Genomic DNA, 18895 nt, shown 5'->3' with positions numbered 1-18895 from the left:
GAGAATTCCCCTGTTCTGGCATTTGTCCCTCAGCGCCACAAGATTTAGGCTGTAGCCCATTCCCGTGCCGAATAAGGAAACCCCGATGACCTGGTCTGCCCAGCAGTACTCGATGTTTGAGCAACAGCGCACCCGTCCCGTTCGAGACCTGGTGGCTGCCATTCCAGCGGGCGATGTGCGCACCGCAGTTGACCTGGGGTGTGGTCCGGGTAACTCCACCGAGGTGCTGGCCAGGCGTTTTCCCCAGGCGCAGGTCACCGGCCTGGACAGTTCCGATGACATGCTGGTCAGCGCCCGTGAACGGCTGCCGGCGCTCAACTTTGAATTGGCCGACATCGGCGCCTGGAACCCGGCGCAAAAATTCGACGTGATTCTTGCCAACGCCTCGCTGCAATGGCTACCGGACCACGCCACGCTCTATCCGCACCTGGTGGACCAGTTGACGCCCGGTGGCACGCTGGCGGTGCAGACCCCGGACAACCTTGACGAGCCCGCTCACCGCCTGGCCCGTGAGGTGGCGGCGCAAGGGCCGTGGGCGGGCAAGATCGGTGCGGTCAAACACAACGCGCGCCACTCGGCGAGCTACTACTACGAACTGCTGAGCACACATTGCAGCACCGTGGATGTGTGGCACACCATCTATCAACACCCGCTCAGCGATCATGGCGCCGTGGTCGAGTGGTTCAAGGGCACGGGGTTGCGGCCTTTCCTGGCGCCCCTGGATGACGCCGAGAGAAGTGCCTTCCTCGATACCTACCTGGGGCTAATCACCAAGGCCTATCCGGCCTTGGCAGATGGCACGGTGTTGCTGCCTTTTCCGCGCCTGTTCATCATCGCCACGCGCTAACTTTCCATGCCAACAGGTGGCAGTCAGATTGCCACCTGTTTATGCCTGTAGAAACTCATCGGCCGAGACCACGCTCGCATAGCCAAATGCCAGCGACGCCATATACGCGTCATGCACCTGGGCCGCCGGGATGGTCTTGCCATTGAACTCCAGGTCACGGGTGGCGCAGGCATCGTGGATCACTGTAACGGTGTAGCCAAGGTCCGCCGCTGCCCGCACCACGGCGTCGATGCACATGTGGCTCATGCTGCCCACGACTACCAGGTCGGTGATGCTGCGCTGTTCCAGCAACTCGCGCAGGTTGGTTTGGCGAAACGCATTTACAAAATGCTTGAGCACCACTGGCTCGTCGTTTTCGTTCAGCACCTTGGGGTGCAAGTGCGCGCCTTCGGAGCCAGGCGTGAAAAAGGGCGCCTCGTCAGAGGTGAACTCATGGCGCACGTGGATCACCGCATCACCGGCCTGGCGAAATACCTGGAGCAGTTGTTGTGCCTTGTCGGCGGCAGCCTCGACACCAGCCAGTGGCCATTTGCCCTGGGGGAAGTAGTCGTTCTGGATATCAATTAGGATAAGTGCTTGCTTGGCCATGGGTGTTTTCTCGTGATGGGTTGATGCGTCCAGTATCGTGGCTGGCATGTGGCTCGGGGATTGGCCGCACCGACAATAACAGGGGGAAAACTGACAATGGCTCTGGAACGCTCGATCGTCGAGCTTGGCGTACTGATTTACAGCGGCGCGCAGATGGCGGCTGTACACGGCTTGACCGACCTGTTTGGGGTCGCCAATCGCATTGCCGCCGAACATCAGGCCGAGCAGTTGCCGTTGTTGCGTATCAGCCATTGGCAGGTTGCTGGCGATGGTACTCCCATTCGGGCATTCGACAGCCTGCCTGGCCCCGATCAACCGTTGATGGCGGTGCTGGTGCCGCCGTCGATTGGCGAGTTTTGCGAAGAACAGGCACCGCCCAAGCTATTGCAATGGCTGCGCCAGCAACATGCGGCCGGCACCGTGCTGGGCGGCGTGTGCATCGGTTCGATCATGTTGGCGCGCAGTGGCTTGCTCGATGGACGCAGCGCGACGACCCACTGGTCGTCGGCCGACTCGTTTGCCCGTCGTTTCCCGGCGGTGCGCCTGGAGGCCGACAAGCCTATCGTCGATGATGGCGACCTGATCACCAGCGCCGGGCTGATGGCTTGGTCCGAACTGGGTCTGCGCCTGGTCGACCGCCTCATGGGCCCGAGCATCGCCGCTGGCACCGCGCGCTTCCTGGTGATCGAGCACAGTGACAGCGCCAGCCAGTGCGGCAGCAACTTTGCGCCGATCCTGAGCCATGGCGACGGGGCAATCCTCAAGGTCCAGCACGCCTTGCAGGCCAGCGGCGCGGTGGATGTCTCTCTCGCGGCGATGGCGCAGGTAGCCTGCCTGGAAGAGCGCACCTTCCTGCGGCGTTTTCGCAATGCCACCGGGCTGAAACCCACCGAGTATTGCCAGCACCTGAGGGTTGGCAAGGCGCGGCAGATGCTGGAGTTCACCAACACCACCATTGATCAGATTGCCTGGACCGTGGGCTATCAGGACCCGAGCGCCTTTCGTGCGATTTTCAGGAAAATCACCGGCCTTGCGCCCAGCGATTACCGCAACCGCTTCGGGGTGAAGGCTCAGGCCTGAGTCAACCAATGTGGGCGCTGCTGGGACCTATATCGTGCAGAACGCCGGATCTATCCCAGCCCTTCGTGCAGAATGAAGCAGGCCAAATGCTATCACTTCTTCACTAACCGTTTGATCCTCTAGCCCTTTGCCCCGGCCGTGCCTTGGCCTGATCCCTGCAACCCTCGCACTACACACACGCAAACCTTTGCAAAGGGGGACGCATGACCCCGACCAACCGCAAGAAAATCGTGGTGGCGCACTCGGTCCGGCCCGATGCCCCGTTACATGAAGTCGAAACCAACCGCGCCCTTGCCCGATGGCTGGCGCAGATCCTCGGGCTTGAATACGGCGGCAGTTACAGCCTCGACTTGCATGCCCATTGCGATCTGTACCTGCTGCCCACCCAGACTCTGGTCGGCCCGGCCCAGGCATTGAGCCTGGGCGTGAAGGGGCCAGAGGATTTATGGGGCGGTTATGTCGACCATGACTTCATCTGCACCAAGACAATTAGCCATGGCCTCGTCGGCACTGCTGCAACTGCGCCCGATGGCTGGTCGCCGGTGTTTGGCGAGCGGGTGGGTGCCGTGGTGCTGGAGGGCGTGAGCGTGTTTGCCTTGGAGGATGCGCACACGGGGGCCGAACATTTGCTCGAAAGCGGGCCGATTCGCCTGAAACCGGCGCATGCCTGTGCCGGACGCGGACAGGAAGTGATCAAAGGCCTCGCTCAAGTGCACGGCATCCTCGCCCGGCCCGGTGCCGCCGAGTTGTTCGCCCAAGGCGTGGTGCTGGAGCAGGACTTGCAGGATGTGATCACCCACAGCGTCGGACAAAGCTTTATCGGTGGTCATGTCTTCAGTTATTGCGGTGAGCAGTACCTGACGCAAGACGGGCAGGGCGAAGCGGTCTATGGCGGCTCCGATCTGTTGGTAGTGCCGGGTTACTACGACGAGTTGCTGGCGCTGGTGCTGGACGATGACGTGCGCCTGGCGATTAAACAAGCGCAAGTCTTCGATAGCGCGGCCGACGAAGCCTATCCTGGTTTTTATGCCTCGCGCCGCAACTACGACATCGCCCAGGGCCTGGACCATCAAGGCCGGCGCCGTAGCGGTGTGCTGGAGCAATCCTGGCGCATGGGCGGTGCCAGCAGCGCGGAGGTCGCGGCGTTGCAGAGCTTTATCAATGATCCGGGCCTGCGCGCGATTCGTGTGTCTTGCGTTGAGACCTATATCGACCAGTCATTGCCCGCCAACGCCATCGAGATCTATCGCGGCCCGGCGGAGCACGGCGACTTTCTTCTCAAGTACGTAACGGTCAAACCTTATGACGGCTAGAAGCGAAACCATCACCATCGAGATTGACGATGAACAGATGAGCGGGACTTTCCTCAGTCCCAAGTCAAAAGTGCCGGGGGTGTTGTTTGTCCACGGCTGGGGCGGTAGCCAGGAGCGGGATCTGGAGCGCGCCAAAGGCATTGCTGGCCTGGGCTGCGTGTGCCTGACCTTTGATCTGCGTGGGCATGCAGGCAACGGCATTCCCCTGTCGCGGGTCACCCGGGAGGACAACCTGCGGGATTTGCTGGCGGCCTACGATCGACTGCTGGCGCACCCGGCCATCGACACCTCGGCGGTCGCGGTGGTGGGTACCAGTTATGGCGGCTATCTGGCCGCGATTCTCACCTCCTTGCGCCCGGTGCGCTGGCTGGCGCTGCGCGTGCCGGCGCTGTACCGCGACCAGCAGTGGCACACGCCCAAGCGCGACCTGGATAAAGCCGACTTGCTAGATTACCGCAGCACCCTGGTACAAGCCGAGACCAACCGTGCACTGCACGCCTGCGCTGCGTTTACCGGCGATGTGTTGATTGTTGAATCGCAAACCGATGAGCACGTGCCCCACGCCACCATCATGAGCTACCGGGCGGCGTGCCAGCAGACCCATTCGTTGACGCATCGGATCATCGACGGTGGAGATCATTCATTGAGCGACCCGGTGTCCCAGCAGGCCTACACCTCTATCCTGGTGGACTGGATCACCGAGATGGTGGTGGGCGAACGGTTGAGCATTATTCAGGCCCGATGATTGGGGCACGCAATGCAAAGGCACTTAGTAAGTGACGGTTGCGCTACAAACCCGCAAAATGCAACGATTCTGGCAAATACCAACGGCACGGCCTGACCGCCTGTCGATAATAGCCATCGTTCCAAACAGACCGGGCCTGCTCAATCTATGCGAATGCGCCTTATGTTACTGGGCGGCGGGAATGCCCTCGGGCAGGCGCTGATTCGCCTCGGTGCGGAAGAAGACATCGGCTTCCTCGCCCCGCGCCCGCCCCAAGACGGCTGGGATGCCGCCAGCCTTACCCAATTGCTCGACGACACCCGTCCCGACGCCTTGATCAACCTCGCCTACTATTTCGACTGGTTCCAGGCCGAGAGCGTAAACGAGGCGCGACTGGCCGGGCAGGAATCGGCCGTCGAGCGCTTGGCGGAATTGTGCCAGCACCACAACATCACGCTGCTGCAACCGTCCAGCTACCGGGTGTTCGATGGCTCGCGCGCCACGGCCTACAGCGAAAAAGACGAACCGGTGCCCTTGGGCCTGCGTGGCCAGGCGCTATGGCGCATTGAGCAGAGTGTGCGTGCCACCTGCCCGCAACATGTGCTGCTGCGCTTTGGCTGGTTGCTCGATGACAGCGCTGACGGCACGCTCGGACGTTTCCTGGCGCGTGCCGAGAAACCCGAGGAGTTGCTGCTGGCCGACGATCGACGCGGCAACCCGACACCGGTTGACGATGCGGCGCGCGTAATTATTTCAGTGCTCAAGCAACTCGATTGTGCAGCGCCGTTGTGGGGCACCTACCACTACGCCGGGCAAGAGGCGACTACCCCTGTGGCCCTGGGCCAGGCGATCCTTACCGAGGCGCGCAATTTCCATGCGCTGGCCGTCGAATCGCCGACAGCCCAAGCCCATGCCGCACGGCCGGATGCTGCCGACGAACCGCAACATGCGGTGTTGGCCTGCAAAAAGATCCTGCATACGTTTGGCATCAAGCCACGGGCGTGGCGTGCGGGATTGCCGGCGTTGCTCGATCGCTTCTACCGGCATAACTGACGGGTCCGGCGCATAACAAAATGTGGGAGCGGGCTTGCTCGCGATGGCAGGGTGTCAGTCACCGGATGTATTGACTGATTCACCGTCATCGCGAGCAAGCCCGCTCCCACATTGTTTTGTGGCGTTTATTAAGCCGGGCTTAGAACTTGTAGCCGATACCGACCATGTAAACCATCGGATCCACGTCCACATTGACCTTGGCACGCGTGCCCGCCGCCAGGGCGTTGTTGTCGACGGTGGCTTTGGTGCTGATGTCGATATAACGCACCTGACCGTTGATCATCCACTTGTCGTTGATCATGTAGTCCGCGCCGATCTGCGCAGCCCAGCCCCAGGAGTTCTCGGCCTTGAAGTTGCTGAAGCCTTCGCCCTGGGCGCGGCTGCCGACGTGTTCGTCATAGATCCAGGTGTAGTTGATACCGGCACCGACGTAAGGTTGGAACGCCGATTTGCTGTCCAGCGGGTAGTACACGACGCTCAGGGTCGGCGGCAGATGCTTGAGGGTACCGAGCTTGCCGTTGGCGGCGCCGAGGGCGGTGTTCTTGATCTTCACATCATGCTCGAACGGCGTGGCGGCCAGCAGTTCGATACCAACGTGGTTGGTCAGCATGTAGGCGAAGTTGAGGCCCAGTTGCGTGTCGCTGCTCATGGTCGCCTTGCCACCCAGGTTGGTACCGGCCAGTGGGCCCTGGTCAACCTTGACGCTGCCGCTGTCGGCCTTTGGGTTAACAGTGATTGCACCGGCGCGTACGAGAATGTCGCCAGCCTCGTGGGCGTGGGCAATAGGGGCGGCGAGTGCAAGCGCGAAGAGGGAAGCGCTGAGCAGAGACTTGTGCATGGGTGGCTCCAAAGGACGTTTTTAGTTGGCTGTGTCCAATGGTAAAGATCGTTACGCGTGAGCCTTTGACTCAGCTCAATGAAACCGTGATCAGCCAAGCACACCGCCAATCAACAATGTGGGAGCGGTGCTATTGCGGCAGTTCGTAGACGTAGATCTTCTCGGCATCCATCTGATACCCGGCATCCGCCAGTTCGCTGGTGGAAGGCTTGACCTGCATCTGCCCTTCGATCCAATACGGCTGGTACAGCTCCTCCAGCTTCACGCCGATTTCGCTCCTGACATGCACGATCTGGTTCGACGGCGGTGGCGGCACATGGATGCAGGCGCCGAAGTACGGCACCAGCAGAAACTCGGTGGTGCGGCCTTCTTCGCTGACTTCCAGCGGCACGATATAGCCCGGCAGGCGGATGTGCTGGTCGTTGAGGGTTGCCACCACCGGTGCGTTGGGCAAATCCTGCCTGGCCGCTGGCGCTGCCTCTGCTGACAGGGCGTCGGCCATGTTCGACAGGTCGTGCAGCGGCGTCATATTCGGCACCTCCACCGGAGCGTCCGGCGGAATCATCTCCTGCCAGGACAAGTCCCGAGGCTCGGCGGCCCAGGCGGGCAGGGTCAGCATCCACAACAGCACAAGCAGGGCACGGCGCATCAAAGCCTTCCTCATAAACGGATCGACAGGCCATCGGCCAACGATTGTCGATAGGCGCGCCAGGCCGGCACGCTGCCCATCAGCAGGGCGGCGACCAGAATACCGGCGAGCAGCGTCCATTCATATGGACTGGGCAGCGCCAGTGGCAGGTCCAGGCCGTAATTGGCCTGCAAATACCCACGGGACGCGGCGATGCACACATACAGCAGGGCAACCCCTGCGACCACACCGGACAGCGCCAGGGTGAAGGCTTCAAAAATCAGCAGGCTTGCGATATGCCAGGGGCGTGCGCCCACCGAGCGCAGGATCGCCATTTCGCGGCGGCGTTCATTGAGGCTGGTGAGGATCGCCGTGAGCATGCCGATCAAGCCGGTCAGCACCACAAACAGCGAGATCACGAACAGCGCCTTTTCAGCGGTGCCCATCATGCTCCACAACTCTTGCAGGGCCACGCCCGGCAGAATCGCCAGCATCGGTTCGCCACGGAACTCGTTGATTTGCCGTTGCAGGGCGAAGGTCGAAATCTTGTTGTTCAAGCCCAGCATAAACGCGGTAATCGCCTGCGGCGTAAGGTCCATATTGCGCGCCTGATCAGCACTGATCCGGCCCTTGCCCTGGGCTGGCACGCCGTTGTGCCAATCGATATGAATCGCTTCCATGCCGCCCAGGCTGATATGCAGCGTGCGGTCCACCGGGGTGCCGGTGCGTTGCAGAATGCCGACCACGGTGAACGGCTTGTCATCGTGCTTGACCAGGCTGACCACCGCCACGCCGTGGGCCAGCACCAGTTTGTCACCGAGCTTGTAATGCAGGGCGTCGGCCACCTCGGCGCCGAGCACCACTTCGAACGGGTCAGTGGCAAACGCGCGGCCACTGGCCAGTTGCAGGTTTTGCTTGCGGCCGTATTGGTAATGTTCGAAGTAGGCCTCGTTGGTACCCATCACCCGGTAGCCGCGATGGGAGTCGCCGAGGGAAATCGGAATCGCCCACTTCACCTGGGGGTTGGCGGCGAAGTGCTCGAAGCTGTCCCAGCGGATGTTGTTGGTGGCGTTGCCGATACGAAACACCGAATACAGCAGCAGGTTGACTGACCCGGAACGGGCGCCAACGATCAGGTCGGTACCGCTGATGGTGCTGGCAAAGCTGGCGCGGGCCTCGGTGCGCACGCGCTCCACCGCCAACAGCAGGCACACCGACAGGGCGATGGCGAATGCGGTGAGGATTGCGGTAAAGCGGCGGTTAGCCAGGCTGGCCATGGCTAGACGGAATAAATACATCTCAAACCTCGAGCGGCGTGGCGGCGCGATTGAGTTCGGCCAACGACAGGTTGCGGTCGAACAGCGAAGCCAGGCTCTGGTCATGGCTGACGAACAACAGGCTGGCGCCCGCCTCGCGGCATTCGGCGAACAACAATTGAAGGAAGGCTTCCCGTGCATCGTGGTCCAGGGCCGACGTCGGCTCGTCGGCAATCACCAGTTCCGGTTGGCCGATCAGTGCGCGGGCGGCGGCGACCCGTTGTTGTTGGCCGATGGACAGCGAGTCGGCGCGGCGTTCCAGCAAGCCCGCATCCTTGAGGCCCAGGTGCGCGAGCAAGGTTGCGGCGGCTTGATCGATGCTGCCATGACGCTGGATCGCACGTTGCGCCCGCAGCTTGGAGAAATGGCAGGGCAGTTCGACGTTCTCGCGCACCGAGAGAAATGGCAGCAGGTTGAACTGCTGGAAGATATAGCCGGTGTGGTCGACCCGAAACCGATCACGCGCGCCGGCCGACAGTTCGGTCAGCTCCTGGCCGAGCAAGCGAATGCTGCCGCGCGTGGGTTTCTGCACACCGCCCAACAGGCCCAGCAGGGTGGTCTTGCCGCTACCGCTGGGGCCCTTGAGAAACAGGGTTTCCCCCGGCTCCAGGCGAAATGCCGGGATATCCAGCAACTGGGGATGACCGGGCCAGTTGAAGCCCAGGTCGGACAGTTCGATCAGTGCTTGGGTCATGGGAACTCAACATCACCTGTAGAGCGCGGTCAACTGTAGGAGCTGGCTTGCCTGCGATGGCATCGGCGCGGTGTCACTGATACACCGCGTCGTCTGCATCGCAGGCAAGCCAGCGCCTACATCAACCGTGTGGAGTCAGAATTTCAGGGTGGCCGTCTTGGCCGTGGCTTCAACACCCTGCTGGCCACTCGGGCCGATCAGTTGTACCTGAATTTTCAGGGTGGCGGGGAAGGTCTTGAAGATGTTCGCCAGGTCGAGGTTTTTCAGCGCAGCGGGGGTGGCGCAGGTGAACTGATAGTGGGCGTGGATTTCACTGTGATCATGGTCGTGGGCGGCAGCGCCTTTGCCATCGGTGGCGTGGTCATGATCGTCTTCTGGCTTGTCGCCAAACAGTGGGCTCTCAAGTTCCTGGGTGCTGACCACACAACCGGCGGCCTTCGGCAGGCTGAACAGCGCCAAGGGTTGTTCCAGTTGTTTACGCACGGCAGCGACCTTGGCTTTGTCGGCGTCGGTAGTGGCCAGGTGTTCGAACCCCACCAGGTTCATCGCCGGGCTTTCCAGCTCCAGTTCCAGAGTCTTGGCATCGAGCACCGCATTCAGGCGGCCCACGCCATGTTCATGGGCGCCAAGGCTGCTGTGTTCATGATCGTGGTCGTGATTGTGTTCGTCAGCGGCCTGGGCGATGGCCAGTGGCAGCAGGGCAAACGGCAAAGCGAGCAACAGGCGGCGCATAGAAAGACTCCCGGGATGAATGTTATGTGATCTTATAACAATATCATTGAGAGTTTGACCGTCTGCTTGGCGTTGCGCAAGGCGCATGGGAGCATGCTCGTCAGAAAACTGCTGGAGGACGAGCAATGATGCGAATTCGTGGAACCATCGGCGAACTGCCCGTGGACTTGACCCTGGAGTTGGACGCGAGCGATTGGGCGCGACTGGGCGCGCACCTGCAGGCGACCACGCCGGTGACGGGCGAGGCGCCTGTCACCCCAGCGCCGCTCAATCAGGACGCAAACCTGTGGCAGGCCGCCCAGGACCTGCTGCGCGAGGCCGGGCAGCTGAGCGGCCTGGAGTTGTCGGATCGCCTGGAAGGGCTGGCCGGCAACGCCCAGGCGGGCAAGCGCCTGTTGGTGCGCTTGCGTCACAGTGCCAAGGTGAAGGTGTCCAGCGGCGGGGATACGCCGCAGTACAGTTGGATCGGCAGCGATTAGTACAGCGCAGCGAACAACTTGCGGCGATAGACCGTGACCAGCGGGTGGTCATTGCCGAGCAGTTCGAACACTTGCAGCAATGTCTTGTGTGGCAGGCCTTCGCTGTAGCTGCGGTTGCGGATAAACAACTTCAGCAAGCCTTCCAGCGCCGCGTCGTATTGCTGGCGGGCCAATTGCTGCACGGCCAACTGATACGCGGCGTCATCATCCTGCGGGTTTTGCGCCAGGCGGGCCTTGAGGTCAGCGGTATCAGGCAGGTCAGCCGCCTGGCGCAGGAAAGTGATCTGCGCCTTGGCGCCGGCGAGGGCGGCCTTGTGCGCGTCGCTCTTGACCGCATCGAGCACGGTCTGCGCTTCGCCCAGTTCGCCACGCTCGGCCAGGCAGCGAGCGTAGAGGATCAACGCTGCGGCGTTGGTGTTGTCTTCACCGAGCAAGGCCACCAGTACGGCCTCGGCCTCACTGATACGACCCTCGGCAAACAGCGCCTGGGCCTGCTCCAGCGGGTCCTCATCGGCCGGTGGTGGCAATTGCACATGGGGCTCCAGCAGCGCCCGGATCTCAGACTCCGGTTTCGCCCCGGCAAACCCATCCACCGGCTGGCCATCCTTGAACAGCACCACGGTCGGCAGGCTGCGAATGCCAAAGCGCGCAACGATATCCTGCTCGGCTTCGCAATCGACCTTGGCCAGCAGCAGTTCGCCCTGGTAACTCTCGGCAATCTGCGCCAGCAACGGCATCAACGCCTTGCACGGCGCACACCAGTCGGCCCAGAAATCCACCAGCACGGGTTTGTGGAACGAATTCTCGATGACTGCCTGATCGAAGGTGGCGGTGGTGACATCGAAAATGTACGGCGTGGGCTCACTCATGGTGGTTCTCAATGACGCGTGGGATGGGGCAACTATAAAGACTGGCGGTCTCTATCGGAAGCCGCGCAAGGATCAAGCGCGAGATACGTGCCAAAAAGGGTCCTGATACCAGTCACGAGGGAACCCCATCGCCTTTAGGTTGAGGTTGGGAAAGTCGCTGATCAGGTGATAAAGGTGTTGGTCCCAGCGAGTGCAGGGGCTGACTTGATACATCAGGTGGTTAAGTATGCAAAGTGTCGGAAAAATGCGGGTATGGGGTCCTGGCTGGAGGAGATGGTTTGGCCACGGGAAATTGGCTTTCCTGGGTAATTCGGGGCGAATGCCCAGTTGCCGATTCCACATCCGTGAGTGATGGGCGCACATATTTCGAACAGTGGTCAACGTGTGAAGCCAGGACTGCATCAGTGGTGCGGGCAGTCCCAGGCGCCTGGCAATGGCTTTTTTATCCGCGTCCCTGGCCAGGCCTTTGTAGAGATGAGAGAGGTCACCCAGCGTCAACTCTTCCAGCATGGCCCAGCTAGGCATGAGAGGTGGGTGGTTGTAGGTATTTGGATAGTGGCGCGCATAGCTTTCTTTGGCTCTTTGACGCTTGAGATGGTCTTTTCGATTGCTGTCTGTGTGCAGTCGATCGATGCGCAGGCATTCGCGTTCGTAGTCGCGTGCCGCCACAGACTGTTTGGTGTGTAGCGTTGCAAGCAGGCGCGGGTGGTCAAATGTCGGGTGAAAAGTCTGGCTGTCGATGTACCAATGGCTACCGTAGGTGGGACCCATGTGATTACTGATGACTGCGCGGGAGGCGATCTCGACCCGCTCAATAGCATCCATAACCAATAAGCGAAGACGTCGGTCGAAATCGTAGAGTCGTGCCAGTTGGTGAAAGTGGGTGCCGGCATGGAAGTGGTGGTCGATATCTTCCGGTTGTTGGAAGGGCCGCATATAGGGGCTTAATCGAAAGAAACTGACCGACTGCAGGAAGCACCGGGCGCCTGTTTCATCGTCAATTATCAAGCCCCGAGACTTGAGCAGTTCCAGCTGGGCCGGGACGTCAATGGCAGGCTTGTCGAATACCTTCATGCCGGAAAATCACCAGGCATAAAAAACCCGCACAATTTGTGCTTGGTCGCTGGCGCAACCAGAGGCATGGCGGGTGTATTACCAAGCAGGTTATGCAACTGCCCAGGTTTTTGCAACGCCTTTGGAGAGACGCCGACCAGCGAAACGAGGGGGAAATGCATGCCGATCGATCGTCCAGGCCGCGTGCGGGAGGACGGTATTTTCCATGCCCTTGCGGCCGCTGTCTTAGCCACTCTATTGCTGAAGATTTGTAACTAAGGTGCCTAGCGCCGCGAATGGTACAGGCTCACCTTGCGAAACTCCCAAGGCTCCGCCAGGTCCGGCAGGGTCAGCGCTTCCAGGATCCCCAGCCGCTGGTAGTCCGGATGCTGGAAATCCCGCACCCGCGAATCGGCGACCAATGCTTCTCGCCCGCGGGTGAGGAATTGATCCAGCAGCGGCAGGTTCGCCCGGTCGTACAGCACGTCCGCCGCCAGGATCAGGTCGAACCGATCGGCCTCGGCAAAGAAGTCCGCCGAATACCCCAGCGTCACGCCATTGAGTCCAGCATTCGCCCGGCAGGCGCCGAGTGCCAGAGGGTCCAGGTCACAGGCCACCACTTCCAGGGCGCCGGCCTTGGCGGCGGCAATCCCCGCAACGCCGGAGCCGGCGCCGAAATCCAGCACGCGCTTGCCCGCCACCCATTGCGGGTTGGCCGCCAGGTAGCGGGCCAGTGCCAGGCCGCTGGCCCAGCAGAAACTCCAATAGGGCGGCTCATGCAGGATGCGCCGGGTTTCCTCGGGGCTGAAGGCGCGGTCCATGTTGTCGGCGTCCAGCAGCCACAACGCCAGGTCGGTGCCGGGCAACGGGCAGGGCACCAGTTGTGCGTCGCCGATCAGTTCGCCCAAGGCCCGTTGCAGGTCCAGCGGTGGCGTCATGGTGCGCGGACGAGTTGCAGTGGCCCGGTGGTCTGGGTGATCGGCTGCTGGATGCGCACCGCCGGCAGATGCAGGATCAACTGCCCGGACTGGCTGGCGCGGCCACGCAGCTCAACGCGGGCGCCGGTCGGGAAGGCTTGTGGGTTGAAGCGCAGGCGGAAGTCCAACGGCTTGTTGTTGCCGATCAGCACGCTGCTGGCCAGCAATTGTTGCGGGCGGCTGCGCTCGTCGATCACCAGCAGCGCGAGCTCGACTTCGGCGCCGGCCGGTACGCCATTGAGGGTGCCGCTGACTTCACGCTGATAGGCGGGCAGTGGCCCGAGAGGCTCCTGGCCGGGGATTTTTTTCTCTTGTTGTGGCGTGGGTTGCGGTGCGGCCGGTTTTGGCGCTTCGCTGCTGCAGGCGACCAGAAAACTGAAAAGAGTGAGTAAAACCAGCGGTCGTAACGGCATGTACGGCTCCAAAAAGGGCAAAAATCCGTGAACTAAACATAAGAAACATAATAGTCAGCCTATATACCGTAAAGGCTATGGCTTGTCTTGCCACGGGGATGCGCTACCATGGCCCTCCCTGTGCGACACGCGTAGCGTGTCTCCAGCATCAAGCTGTATGGTCAGCTTGATGGGATTTCCGCAAGGAAATCGAATACTTGGGTAGCCACCCCCAGGAAACAAAACCTGCCCGGAAGTCCATTGCCTTCAAGGACTTATCGCTGCGGCGACAGGCAAGCCCAAAGGTCGTTTAGCCCTCGGTAGCACGACCGCAGAACCGGTACCCCCGGTTTTGGAGAGCCTCTTAAATCTAACCCTTGTGGGAGCCCAGACCCCCGCAGGGGTCTCCTCCTGCCCGTTTGCAACAGGAGGTTACAATTCAGAGGCGAGCGACCTATTAGGTCGTCCCCGCTTCCATTTCTCCGGAGACATGAGCGAAAGCTCTGTCTGTCATTGTCCAACCATCGCTTTCACTGGATGGTAGCGGACTCGTTGTGCGACCAACGGTAGCCTAGGGCGACGTGCATCACTGGCAACGGTGTTGTTCGGAGCTCGCCCGACAACGTAGCCCCCGTAATGGGTACAGATCTTCCGTGAGGAAGCCTGTAGAGACTCGGAGCTGCACCGGGTTGAGGCGCAAGGCTGACTGGTAGGGACAACTAATGTGAACCGCTGATAAACGCCGTGAGCATGAAGGAGCCAAAGCTGCTGTCAGGCTCTAACCAAAAGGTACGTGGTCGGTTATCCCTGTAGGGAGTGGAGATACGTCGTCATCAAGACCACCGGCGAAAAGGCGGGTCCTAACCCAGTCGTGTGACAGATAGGGAACGTGGTAAGCCTGTATCGCTGCCCTTTGGGCAGGTGAACCGCAAGGAACACTGTTGGCGGTGCGGGTATGGGATCGCAGAGAAAGCGAACGCCAGGCTGTAATGGTCTGGACAGGGGTTGGAACATCACCCCACGGGAAACCGGGCAGACTTCTGCGTGGTCTTCTGTCGCAATGACTCTGACTGAGACCGTCTCATCAACTTCAGGGCTTAGCTTCATCGGCCCTTGATAATCCTACCCTTTCGGGGTGCATGCACCCCGAAAGGGGTACGTGCGCCTTCCGCTCGGGTGGTTTCACTTTGAGAGGAAAGCAGCATGAAAGAGCTCAGCCAGCATGGTGAGCCTGCGCTTTCCGGCATTCCACAGCAGTGGCACGACGTCGATTGGTGTCGGGTCCAGCGGAACGTCCGGGAAATGCAGGTGCGAATTGCGAAGGCTTGTCGGGAGGGCAAATGGCGTAGGGTCAAATCCCTGCAACGGATGCTCACCCGCTCGAAGTCGGCTAGATACTTGGCCGTACGGAGAGTCACGGAAAATCAGGGGAGCCGCACGGCGGGAGTCGATAAGCAACTCTGGGATACACCTAACGCGAAATGGAGTGCGGTTGGTTTGTTGAAAACGCGGGGTTACAAGGCTCGGCCACTACGGCGAGTCTACATCCCGAAGTCGGATGGTCGGGAGCGCCCGCTGGGCATACCAACCATGACGGATAGAGCCATGCAAGCGCTGTACATGCTGGCTCTGTCTCCCGTCGCTGAAACCCGAGGCGATCCCAATAGCTACGGCTTCAGGATCGAACGTTCCACGGCGGATGCAATGGCGCAGTTGTTCGTATGCTTATCCCAAAAAGTCTCGGCTCAATGGGTACTGGACGCGGACATCGAAGGATTTTTCGACAACATCAACCATGAATGGCTGCTAAGGAATGTCCCAACGGATGTACGGATGCTTCGGCAGTGGTTGAAGGCCGGCGTCATCCACAAGGGGCAGTTACACGCAACGGATGCGGGTACGCCACAAGGGGGGATCATTTCCCCCGTGTTGGCAAATCTGGCACTAGATGGTCTGGAAACACTCCTCAAGCAACACCTAGGAGTGACAAGGGCGAAAAAGCTGAAGGTGAATTTGGTGCGATACGCAGATGACTTCGTGATCACGGGTACCTCTCCGGAGGTACTGGAAAACGAGGTGAAACCTTGGGTAGAGCAATTCCTCGTAACACGAGGACTACGGCTGTCACTCAAGAAAACGCGGCTCGTCCACATCGACGAAGGCTTCGACTTCCTTGGATGGAATTTCCGGAAATACGAAGGAACGTTGCTGATCAAGCCGAGTAAAAAGAACGTCAAGGCGTTCTATAGCAAGGTCAGGGAAGCAATCGACACCCATAAGACGAGTAAGCAGGAAGATTTGATCCGACTGCTGAACCCGATGTTAAGGGGGTGGGCGTTTTACCATCAGCCAGTAGTGGCCAAGCAAGTGTATAGCTGGATGGACCACAGAGTTTTTGTGAAACTCTGGCGTTGGGCGAAAAGGCGACATCCCAACAAATCTCTTGAATGGGTCCGGAAGAAGTATTTTCGAACCATCGCAGGGAAAAGTTGGATGTTCGCAACCACGGTTCTGGAGGCGAACGGCAAGAGGCGGGAGATCGGGCTGTATTCCCTTGCGGATACTCCGATCGAGCGGCACAAGAAGGTGAGTGGGGATTACAACCCCTACGACCCTGCCATGGAGACGATGGGCGAAAAGCTGCGGATGGACCGGATGCTGAATAAGCTGAAGTACCGGAAACAAATCGGTAGCCTCTACGCCAGTCAAAAAGGTTTGTGCCTGTTGTGTAAGCAGCCGATCACCAAAGAGACGGGATGGCACGACCATCACATAATCTTCCGCACACAGGGCGGTAGTGACTCAATGGGGAATCGGGTACTCTTGCACCCCAACTGCCACCATCAGCTCCACACCCGTGGTCTGCACGTGGACAAACCGGCTCCCTCTGGGGGCTTAATGACGGCTTGAGCCGTATGCGTCGAAAGGCGCACGTACGGTTCTTAGGGGGGGATAAGCCAGTAATGGCTCATCCCCACCCGACTTTTTTGTTGCCTGCCACCATGCACTGTCCCTTCTGCGGTGCCAACGACACCAAGGTCATTGACTCGCGTCTGGTCGCCGAGGGCGATCAAGTGCGTCGCCGGCGTGAATGCCTGGCCTGCGGTGAACGTTTCACCACCTTCGAAACCGCCGAACTGGTACTGCCACGCCTGATCAAGTCCGACGGCAGCCGCCAGCCTTTCGACGAAGACAAACTGCGCGCCGGTATGCAGCGTGCCCTGGAAAAACGCCCGGTGAGTGTCGAGCGCTTGGAAGCGGCGCTGGTGCATATCAAGCACAAGCTGCGGGCGACCGGCGAGCGCGAGGTCAAGAGCCTGGTGGTGGGAGAACTGGTGATGGGCGAGCTGCAAAAGCTCGACGAAGTTGCCTACATTCGTTTCGCCTCGGTGTACCGACGCTTCCAGGACCTCAACGAGTTCCGCGAAGAAATCGACCGCCTGGCCCGTGAGCCGGTCAAAGAATGAACCCTCCTTCTGTAGAACAGGCTGTGCTCGACGCCCATTACATGGCCCGCGCCCTCGAATTGGCGCGCAAGGGCCTGTACACCACCCACCCCAACCCACGGGTCGGCTGTGTGATTGTGCGTGATGGGCAGATTGTCGGCGAAGGCTGGCACGAACGTACCGGCGAACCCCATGCCGAGCCCAACGCCTTGCGCGCCGCTGGCGATAAAGCCCGGGGTGCCACGGTGTACGTGACCCTTGAGCCGTGCAGCCATTATGGTCATACGCCACCCTGCGCCGATGCGCTGGTGACGGCCGGCGTAGCGCGGGTGGTCGCGGGCATGCAGGACCCGAACCCGGAAGTGGCCGGGCGAGGCATGCAGCGCCTGGCCCAGGCCGGGATCGAAGTGCTTAGCGGCGTGCTGGAAAGCCAGGCGCGCGCGCTGAACCCCGGGTTCCTCAAGCGCATGGAGCACGGCCTGCCGTTTGTGCGGGTCAAGCTGGCGATGAGCCTGGACGGGCGCACCGCGATGGCCAGTGGTGAAAGCCAGTGGATCACCGGCCCTGCCGCCCGCGCCGCCGTGCAGCGCCTGCGGGCCGAGGCGAGCGTGGTGCTGACCGGCGCCGATACCGTGCTGGCCGATGGCGCGCGCCTGACCGTGCGCGCCGCAGAATTGGGCCTGGATGCCGAAACCACCGCCCTGGCCATGTCGCGTCCACCGCTGCGTGTGCTGATCGATGGCCGCCTGCGGGTGCCGCTCAACGCCCCGTTCTTCAAGGCCGGCCCGGCGCTGGTCATCACCTGCGTGACCCCGGAAAACCAGTTCCCCCGTGGCCCCGAATGCCTGGTGGTACCGGGCGTCGACGGCCAGGTCGACCTGCGCTCGGCGCTGGTGGCCCTGGCGGCCCGTGGCGTCAACGAGGTGCTGGTGGAAGCCGGGCCAAGCCTGGCGGGGGCGTTTGCCCAGCAGGGCCTGGTGGACGAATACGTGATTTTCGTCGCCGGCAAGTTCCTGGGCTCCACCGCTCGGCCTTTGCTGGACTGGCCGCTTGAGAAACTGGCCGACGCCCCCCAACTCAAGATCACGCAAATGCGCGCTGTAGGCGACGACTGGCGAGTCACTGCCATCCCGCTCCCCCCAGCGAGCGTATAATTCTGACCGGGTGCCCCAGGCGCCCGTACTGTTTTCCAGGAGAAGGCCATGTTCACCGGCATTATCGAATCCATCGGCAGCATCCGCGCCATGACCCCCAAAGGCGGCGACGTGCGCCTGTTGGTTGAAACCGGCAAGCTCGATCTTGGCGACGTCAAGCTGGGCGACAGCATCGCCGTCAGCGGCGTGTGCCTGACCGTCATCGAACTGCCGGGAAACGGCTTTGCCGCCGACGTCAGCCGGGAAACCCTGGACTGCACGGCGATGAATGACCTTAAGGCTGGCAGCCCGGTCAACCTGGAAAAAGCCCTGACCCCGACCACCCGTTTGGGCGGCCACTTGGTCAGCGGCCATGTCGACGGCGTCGGCGAAGTAGTGGCACGCAGCGAAAACGCGCGGGCCGTGGAATTTCGCATCCGGGCACCGAAAGAACTGGCCAAGTACATCGCCCACAAAGGCTCGATCACCGTCGACGGCACCAGCCTGACCGTGAACGCCGTGAATGGCGCCGAATTCGAACTGACGATCATTCCCCACACCCTCAGCGAAACCATCATGGCCTCGTACCAGCCGGGTCGCCGGGTGAACCTGGAAGTGGACTTGCTTGCCCGTTACCTGGAGCGCCTGTTGCTGGGCGATAAGGCCGCAGAGCCTGCAGCCGGTAACATCACCGAAAGTTTTCTGGCCGCTAACGGCTACCTGAAATCCTGAC

Annotated in this window: 20 protein-coding genes; 10 read left to right on the top strand and 10 right to left on the bottom strand. The window is 61.0% G+C overall.

What is annotated here, in order from left to right:
• Positions 1-85: 85 nt before the first annotated feature.
• Positions 86-847 (top strand): trans-aconitate 2-methyltransferase, encoded by a 762-nt coding sequence (gene tam / locus KL786_RS17780; protein WP_215518462.1) that lies wholly within the window; start codon positions 86-88, stop codon positions 845-847.
• A 39-nt stretch (positions 848-886) separates the two neighbouring features.
• Here the strand turns inward: tam and KL786_RS17775 are convergent, their stop codons facing one another.
• Positions 887-1435, bottom strand: a complete 549-nt coding sequence (locus KL786_RS17775; RefSeq protein WP_215518461.1) for a cysteine hydrolase family protein — start codon at positions 1433-1435, stop codon at positions 887-889.
• A gap of 96 nt (positions 1436-1531) precedes the next feature.
• Here KL786_RS17775 and KL786_RS17770 point away from each other — a divergent pair, with 96 nt between their 5' ends.
• The 4 genes from KL786_RS17770 (at position 1532) to KL786_RS17755 (ending at position 5605) form a co-directional block, all read left to right on the top strand.
• Positions 1532-2515, top strand: a complete 984-nt coding sequence (locus KL786_RS17770) for a GlxA family transcriptional regulator (protein WP_215518460.1) — start codon at positions 1532-1534, stop codon at positions 2513-2515.
• 203 nt (positions 2516-2718) lie between these two features.
• Entirely contained in the window at positions 2719-3828 is a 1110-nt protein-coding gene (locus tag KL786_RS17765; protein WP_215518459.1) for a DUF3182 family protein, read from the top strand.
• Positions 3818-4573 carry an alpha/beta hydrolase family protein gene (locus KL786_RS17760; RefSeq protein WP_215518458.1) on the top strand — a complete coding sequence of 252 codons (756 nt, stop codon included), beginning with the start codon at positions 3818-3820 and terminating at the stop codon, positions 4571-4573. Before KL786_RS17765 ends, KL786_RS17760 begins: the two co-directional genes overlap by 11 nt.
• Before the next feature lie 147 nt (positions 4574-4720).
• Positions 4721-5605, top strand: coding sequence for a sugar nucleotide-binding protein (locus KL786_RS17755; protein ID WP_032861622.1), 885 nt, complete (start codon positions 4721-4723; stop codon positions 5603-5605).
• Between the two features lie 139 nt (positions 5606-5744).
• Here the strand turns inward: KL786_RS17755 and KL786_RS17750 are convergent, their stop codons facing one another.
• From KL786_RS17750 to KL786_RS17730, 5 genes are all read right to left on the bottom strand, one after another.
• Positions 5745-6443, bottom strand: coding sequence for an OmpW/AlkL family protein (locus KL786_RS17750; protein WP_215518457.1), 699 nt, complete (start codon positions 6441-6443; stop codon positions 5745-5747).
• 130 nt (positions 6444-6573) lie between these two features.
• A complete protein-coding gene (locus tag KL786_RS17745) occupies positions 6574-7092 on the bottom strand; it encodes a DUF3299 domain-containing protein (RefSeq protein WP_215518456.1) in 519 nt (172 codons plus the stop codon).
• 11 nt (positions 7093-7103) lie between these two features.
• Positions 7104-8369 (bottom strand): ABC transporter permease, encoded by a 1266-nt coding sequence (locus KL786_RS17740; RefSeq protein ID WP_215518455.1) that lies wholly within the window; start codon positions 8367-8369, stop codon positions 7104-7106.
• A gap of 1 nt (position 8370) precedes the next feature.
• On the bottom strand, positions 8371-9081 hold the full coding sequence (locus tag KL786_RS17735) for an ABC transporter ATP-binding protein (RefSeq protein WP_215518454.1): 711 nt from the start codon (positions 9079-9081) through the stop codon (positions 8371-8373).
• A 135-nt stretch (positions 9082-9216) separates the two neighbouring features.
• A complete protein-coding gene (locus tag KL786_RS17730) occupies positions 9217-9813 on the bottom strand; it encodes a DUF2796 domain-containing protein (protein WP_215518453.1) in 597 nt (198 codons plus the stop codon).
• 125 nt (positions 9814-9938) lie between these two features.
• Between KL786_RS17730 and KL786_RS17725 the strand changes: the two genes are divergently transcribed.
• Positions 9939-10292 carry a hypothetical protein gene (locus KL786_RS17725; protein WP_215518452.1) on the top strand — a complete coding sequence of 118 codons (354 nt, stop codon included), beginning with the start codon at positions 9939-9941 and terminating at the stop codon, positions 10290-10292.
• Here KL786_RS17725 and trxA read toward each other — a convergent pair.
• The 4 genes from trxA to KL786_RS17705 all read right to left on the bottom strand — a co-directional run bounded on the left by trxA (position 10289) and on the right by KL786_RS17705 (position 13604).
• A complete protein-coding gene (trxA, locus tag KL786_RS17720) occupies positions 10289-11161 on the bottom strand; it encodes a thioredoxin (RefSeq protein ID WP_215518451.1) in 873 nt (290 codons plus the stop codon). The genes KL786_RS17725 and trxA overlap by 4 nt on opposite strands.
• 72 nt (positions 11162-11233) lie before the next feature.
• Positions 11234-12235, bottom strand: a complete 1002-nt coding sequence (locus KL786_RS17715; RefSeq protein ID WP_215518450.1) for an Abi family protein — start codon at positions 12233-12235, stop codon at positions 11234-11236.
• 263 nt (positions 12236-12498) lie between these two features.
• On the bottom strand, positions 12499-13152 hold the full coding sequence (locus KL786_RS17710) for a class I SAM-dependent methyltransferase (protein ID WP_215518449.1): 654 nt from the start codon (positions 13150-13152) through the stop codon (positions 12499-12501).
• Positions 13149-13604 carry a YbaY family lipoprotein gene (locus KL786_RS17705; protein WP_032861635.1) on the bottom strand — a complete coding sequence of 152 codons (456 nt, stop codon included), beginning with the start codon at positions 13602-13604 and terminating at the stop codon, positions 13149-13151. The genes KL786_RS17710 and KL786_RS17705 overlap by 4 nt, the downstream gene beginning before the upstream one ends.
• A 1182-nt stretch (positions 13605-14786) precedes the next feature.
• Here KL786_RS17705 and ltrA point away from each other — a divergent pair.
• The 4 genes from ltrA to KL786_RS17685 all read left to right on the top strand — a co-directional run bounded on the left by ltrA (position 14787) and on the right by KL786_RS17685 (position 18894).
• A complete protein-coding gene (gene ltrA, locus KL786_RS17700; RefSeq protein WP_042853748.1) occupies positions 14787-16493 on the top strand; it encodes a group II intron reverse transcriptase/maturase in 1707 nt (568 codons plus the stop codon).
• A gap of 92 nt (positions 16494-16585) precedes the next feature.
• A complete protein-coding gene (nrdR, locus tag KL786_RS17695) occupies positions 16586-17050 on the top strand; it encodes a transcriptional regulator NrdR (RefSeq protein ID WP_029299433.1) in 465 nt (154 codons plus the stop codon).
• Positions 17047-18183 (top strand): bifunctional diaminohydroxyphosphoribosylaminopyrimidine deaminase/5-amino-6-(5-phosphoribosylamino)uracil reductase RibD, encoded by a 1137-nt coding sequence (ribD, locus tag KL786_RS17690; protein WP_215518448.1) that lies wholly within the window; start codon positions 17047-17049, stop codon positions 18181-18183. The genes nrdR and ribD overlap by 4 nt, the downstream gene beginning before the upstream one ends.
• A gap of 48 nt (positions 18184-18231) precedes the next feature.
• The gene (locus tag KL786_RS17685) at positions 18232-18894 is read left to right on the top strand and encodes a riboflavin synthase (protein WP_029299435.1); all 663 of its coding nucleotides are present in this window, start codon (positions 18232-18234) and stop codon (positions 18892-18894) included.
• Position 18895 lies beyond the last annotated feature (1 nt).

Origin of the sequence: Pseudomonas sp. TAE6080 (genome assembly GCF_018732265.1) — a bacterium.
Lineage (GTDB): Bacteria > Pseudomonadota > Gammaproteobacteria > Pseudomonadales > Pseudomonadaceae > Aquipseudomonas > Aquipseudomonas brenneri.
This window is presented reverse-complemented; position numbering and strand designations above follow the sequence as displayed.

Coding starts and splice junctions, on each gene's coding strand:
- KL786_RS17735 (WP_215518454.1), bottom strand. CDS start 9,081: ATGACCCAAGCACTGATCGAACTGTCCGACCTGGGCTTCAACTGGCCC.
- KL786_RS17750 (WP_215518457.1), bottom strand. CDS start 6,443: ATGCACAAGTCTCTGCTCAGCGCTTCCCTCTTCGCGCTTGCACTCGCC.
- KL786_RS17710 (WP_215518449.1), bottom strand. CDS start 13,152: ATGACGCCACCGCTGGACCTGCAACGGGCCTTGGGCGAACTGATCGGC.
- trxA (WP_215518451.1), bottom strand. CDS start 11,161: ATGAGTGAGCCCACGCCGTACATTTTCGATGTCACCACCGCCACCTTC.
- KL786_RS17770 (WP_215518460.1), top strand. CDS start 1,532: ATGGCTCTGGAACGCTCGATCGTCGAGCTTGGCGTACTGATTTACAGC.
- KL786_RS17685 (WP_029299435.1), top strand. CDS start 18,232: ATGTTCACCGGCATTATCGAATCCATCGGCAGCATCCGCGCCATGACC.
- KL786_RS17705 (WP_032861635.1), bottom strand. CDS start 13,604: ATGCCGTTACGACCGCTGGTTTTACTCACTCTTTTCAGTTTTCTGGTC.
- KL786_RS17760 (WP_215518458.1), top strand. CDS start 3,818: ATGACGGCTAGAAGCGAAACCATCACCATCGAGATTGACGATGAACAG.
- ltrA (WP_042853748.1), top strand. CDS start 14,787: ATGAAAGAGCTCAGCCAGCATGGTGAGCCTGCGCTTTCCGGCATTCCA.
- nrdR (WP_029299433.1), top strand. CDS start 16,586: ATGCACTGTCCCTTCTGCGGTGCCAACGACACCAAGGTCATTGACTCG.
- KL786_RS17730 (WP_215518453.1), bottom strand. CDS start 9,813: ATGCGCCGCCTGTTGCTCGCTTTGCCGTTTGCCCTGCTGCCACTGGCC.
- ribD (WP_215518448.1), top strand. CDS start 17,047: ATGAACCCTCCTTCTGTAGAACAGGCTGTGCTCGACGCCCATTACATG.
- KL786_RS17745 (WP_215518456.1), bottom strand. CDS start 7,092: ATGCGCCGTGCCCTGCTTGTGCTGTTGTGGATGCTGACCCTGCCCGCC.
- tam (WP_215518462.1), top strand. CDS start 86: ATGACCTGGTCTGCCCAGCAGTACTCGATGTTTGAGCAACAGCGCACC.
- KL786_RS17765 (WP_215518459.1), top strand. CDS start 2,719: ATGACCCCGACCAACCGCAAGAAAATCGTGGTGGCGCACTCGGTCCGG.
- KL786_RS17740 (WP_215518455.1), bottom strand. CDS start 8,369: ATGTATTTATTCCGTCTAGCCATGGCCAGCCTGGCTAACCGCCGCTTT.
- KL786_RS17755 (WP_032861622.1), top strand. CDS start 4,721: ATGCGAATGCGCCTTATGTTACTGGGCGGCGGGAATGCCCTCGGGCAG.
- KL786_RS17725 (WP_215518452.1), top strand. CDS start 9,939: ATGATGCGAATTCGTGGAACCATCGGCGAACTGCCCGTGGACTTGACC.
- KL786_RS17775 (WP_215518461.1), bottom strand. CDS start 1,435: ATGGCCAAGCAAGCACTTATCCTAATTGATATCCAGAACGACTACTTC.
- KL786_RS17715 (WP_215518450.1), bottom strand. CDS start 12,235: ATGAAGGTATTCGACAAGCCTGCCATTGACGTCCCGGCCCAGCTGGAA.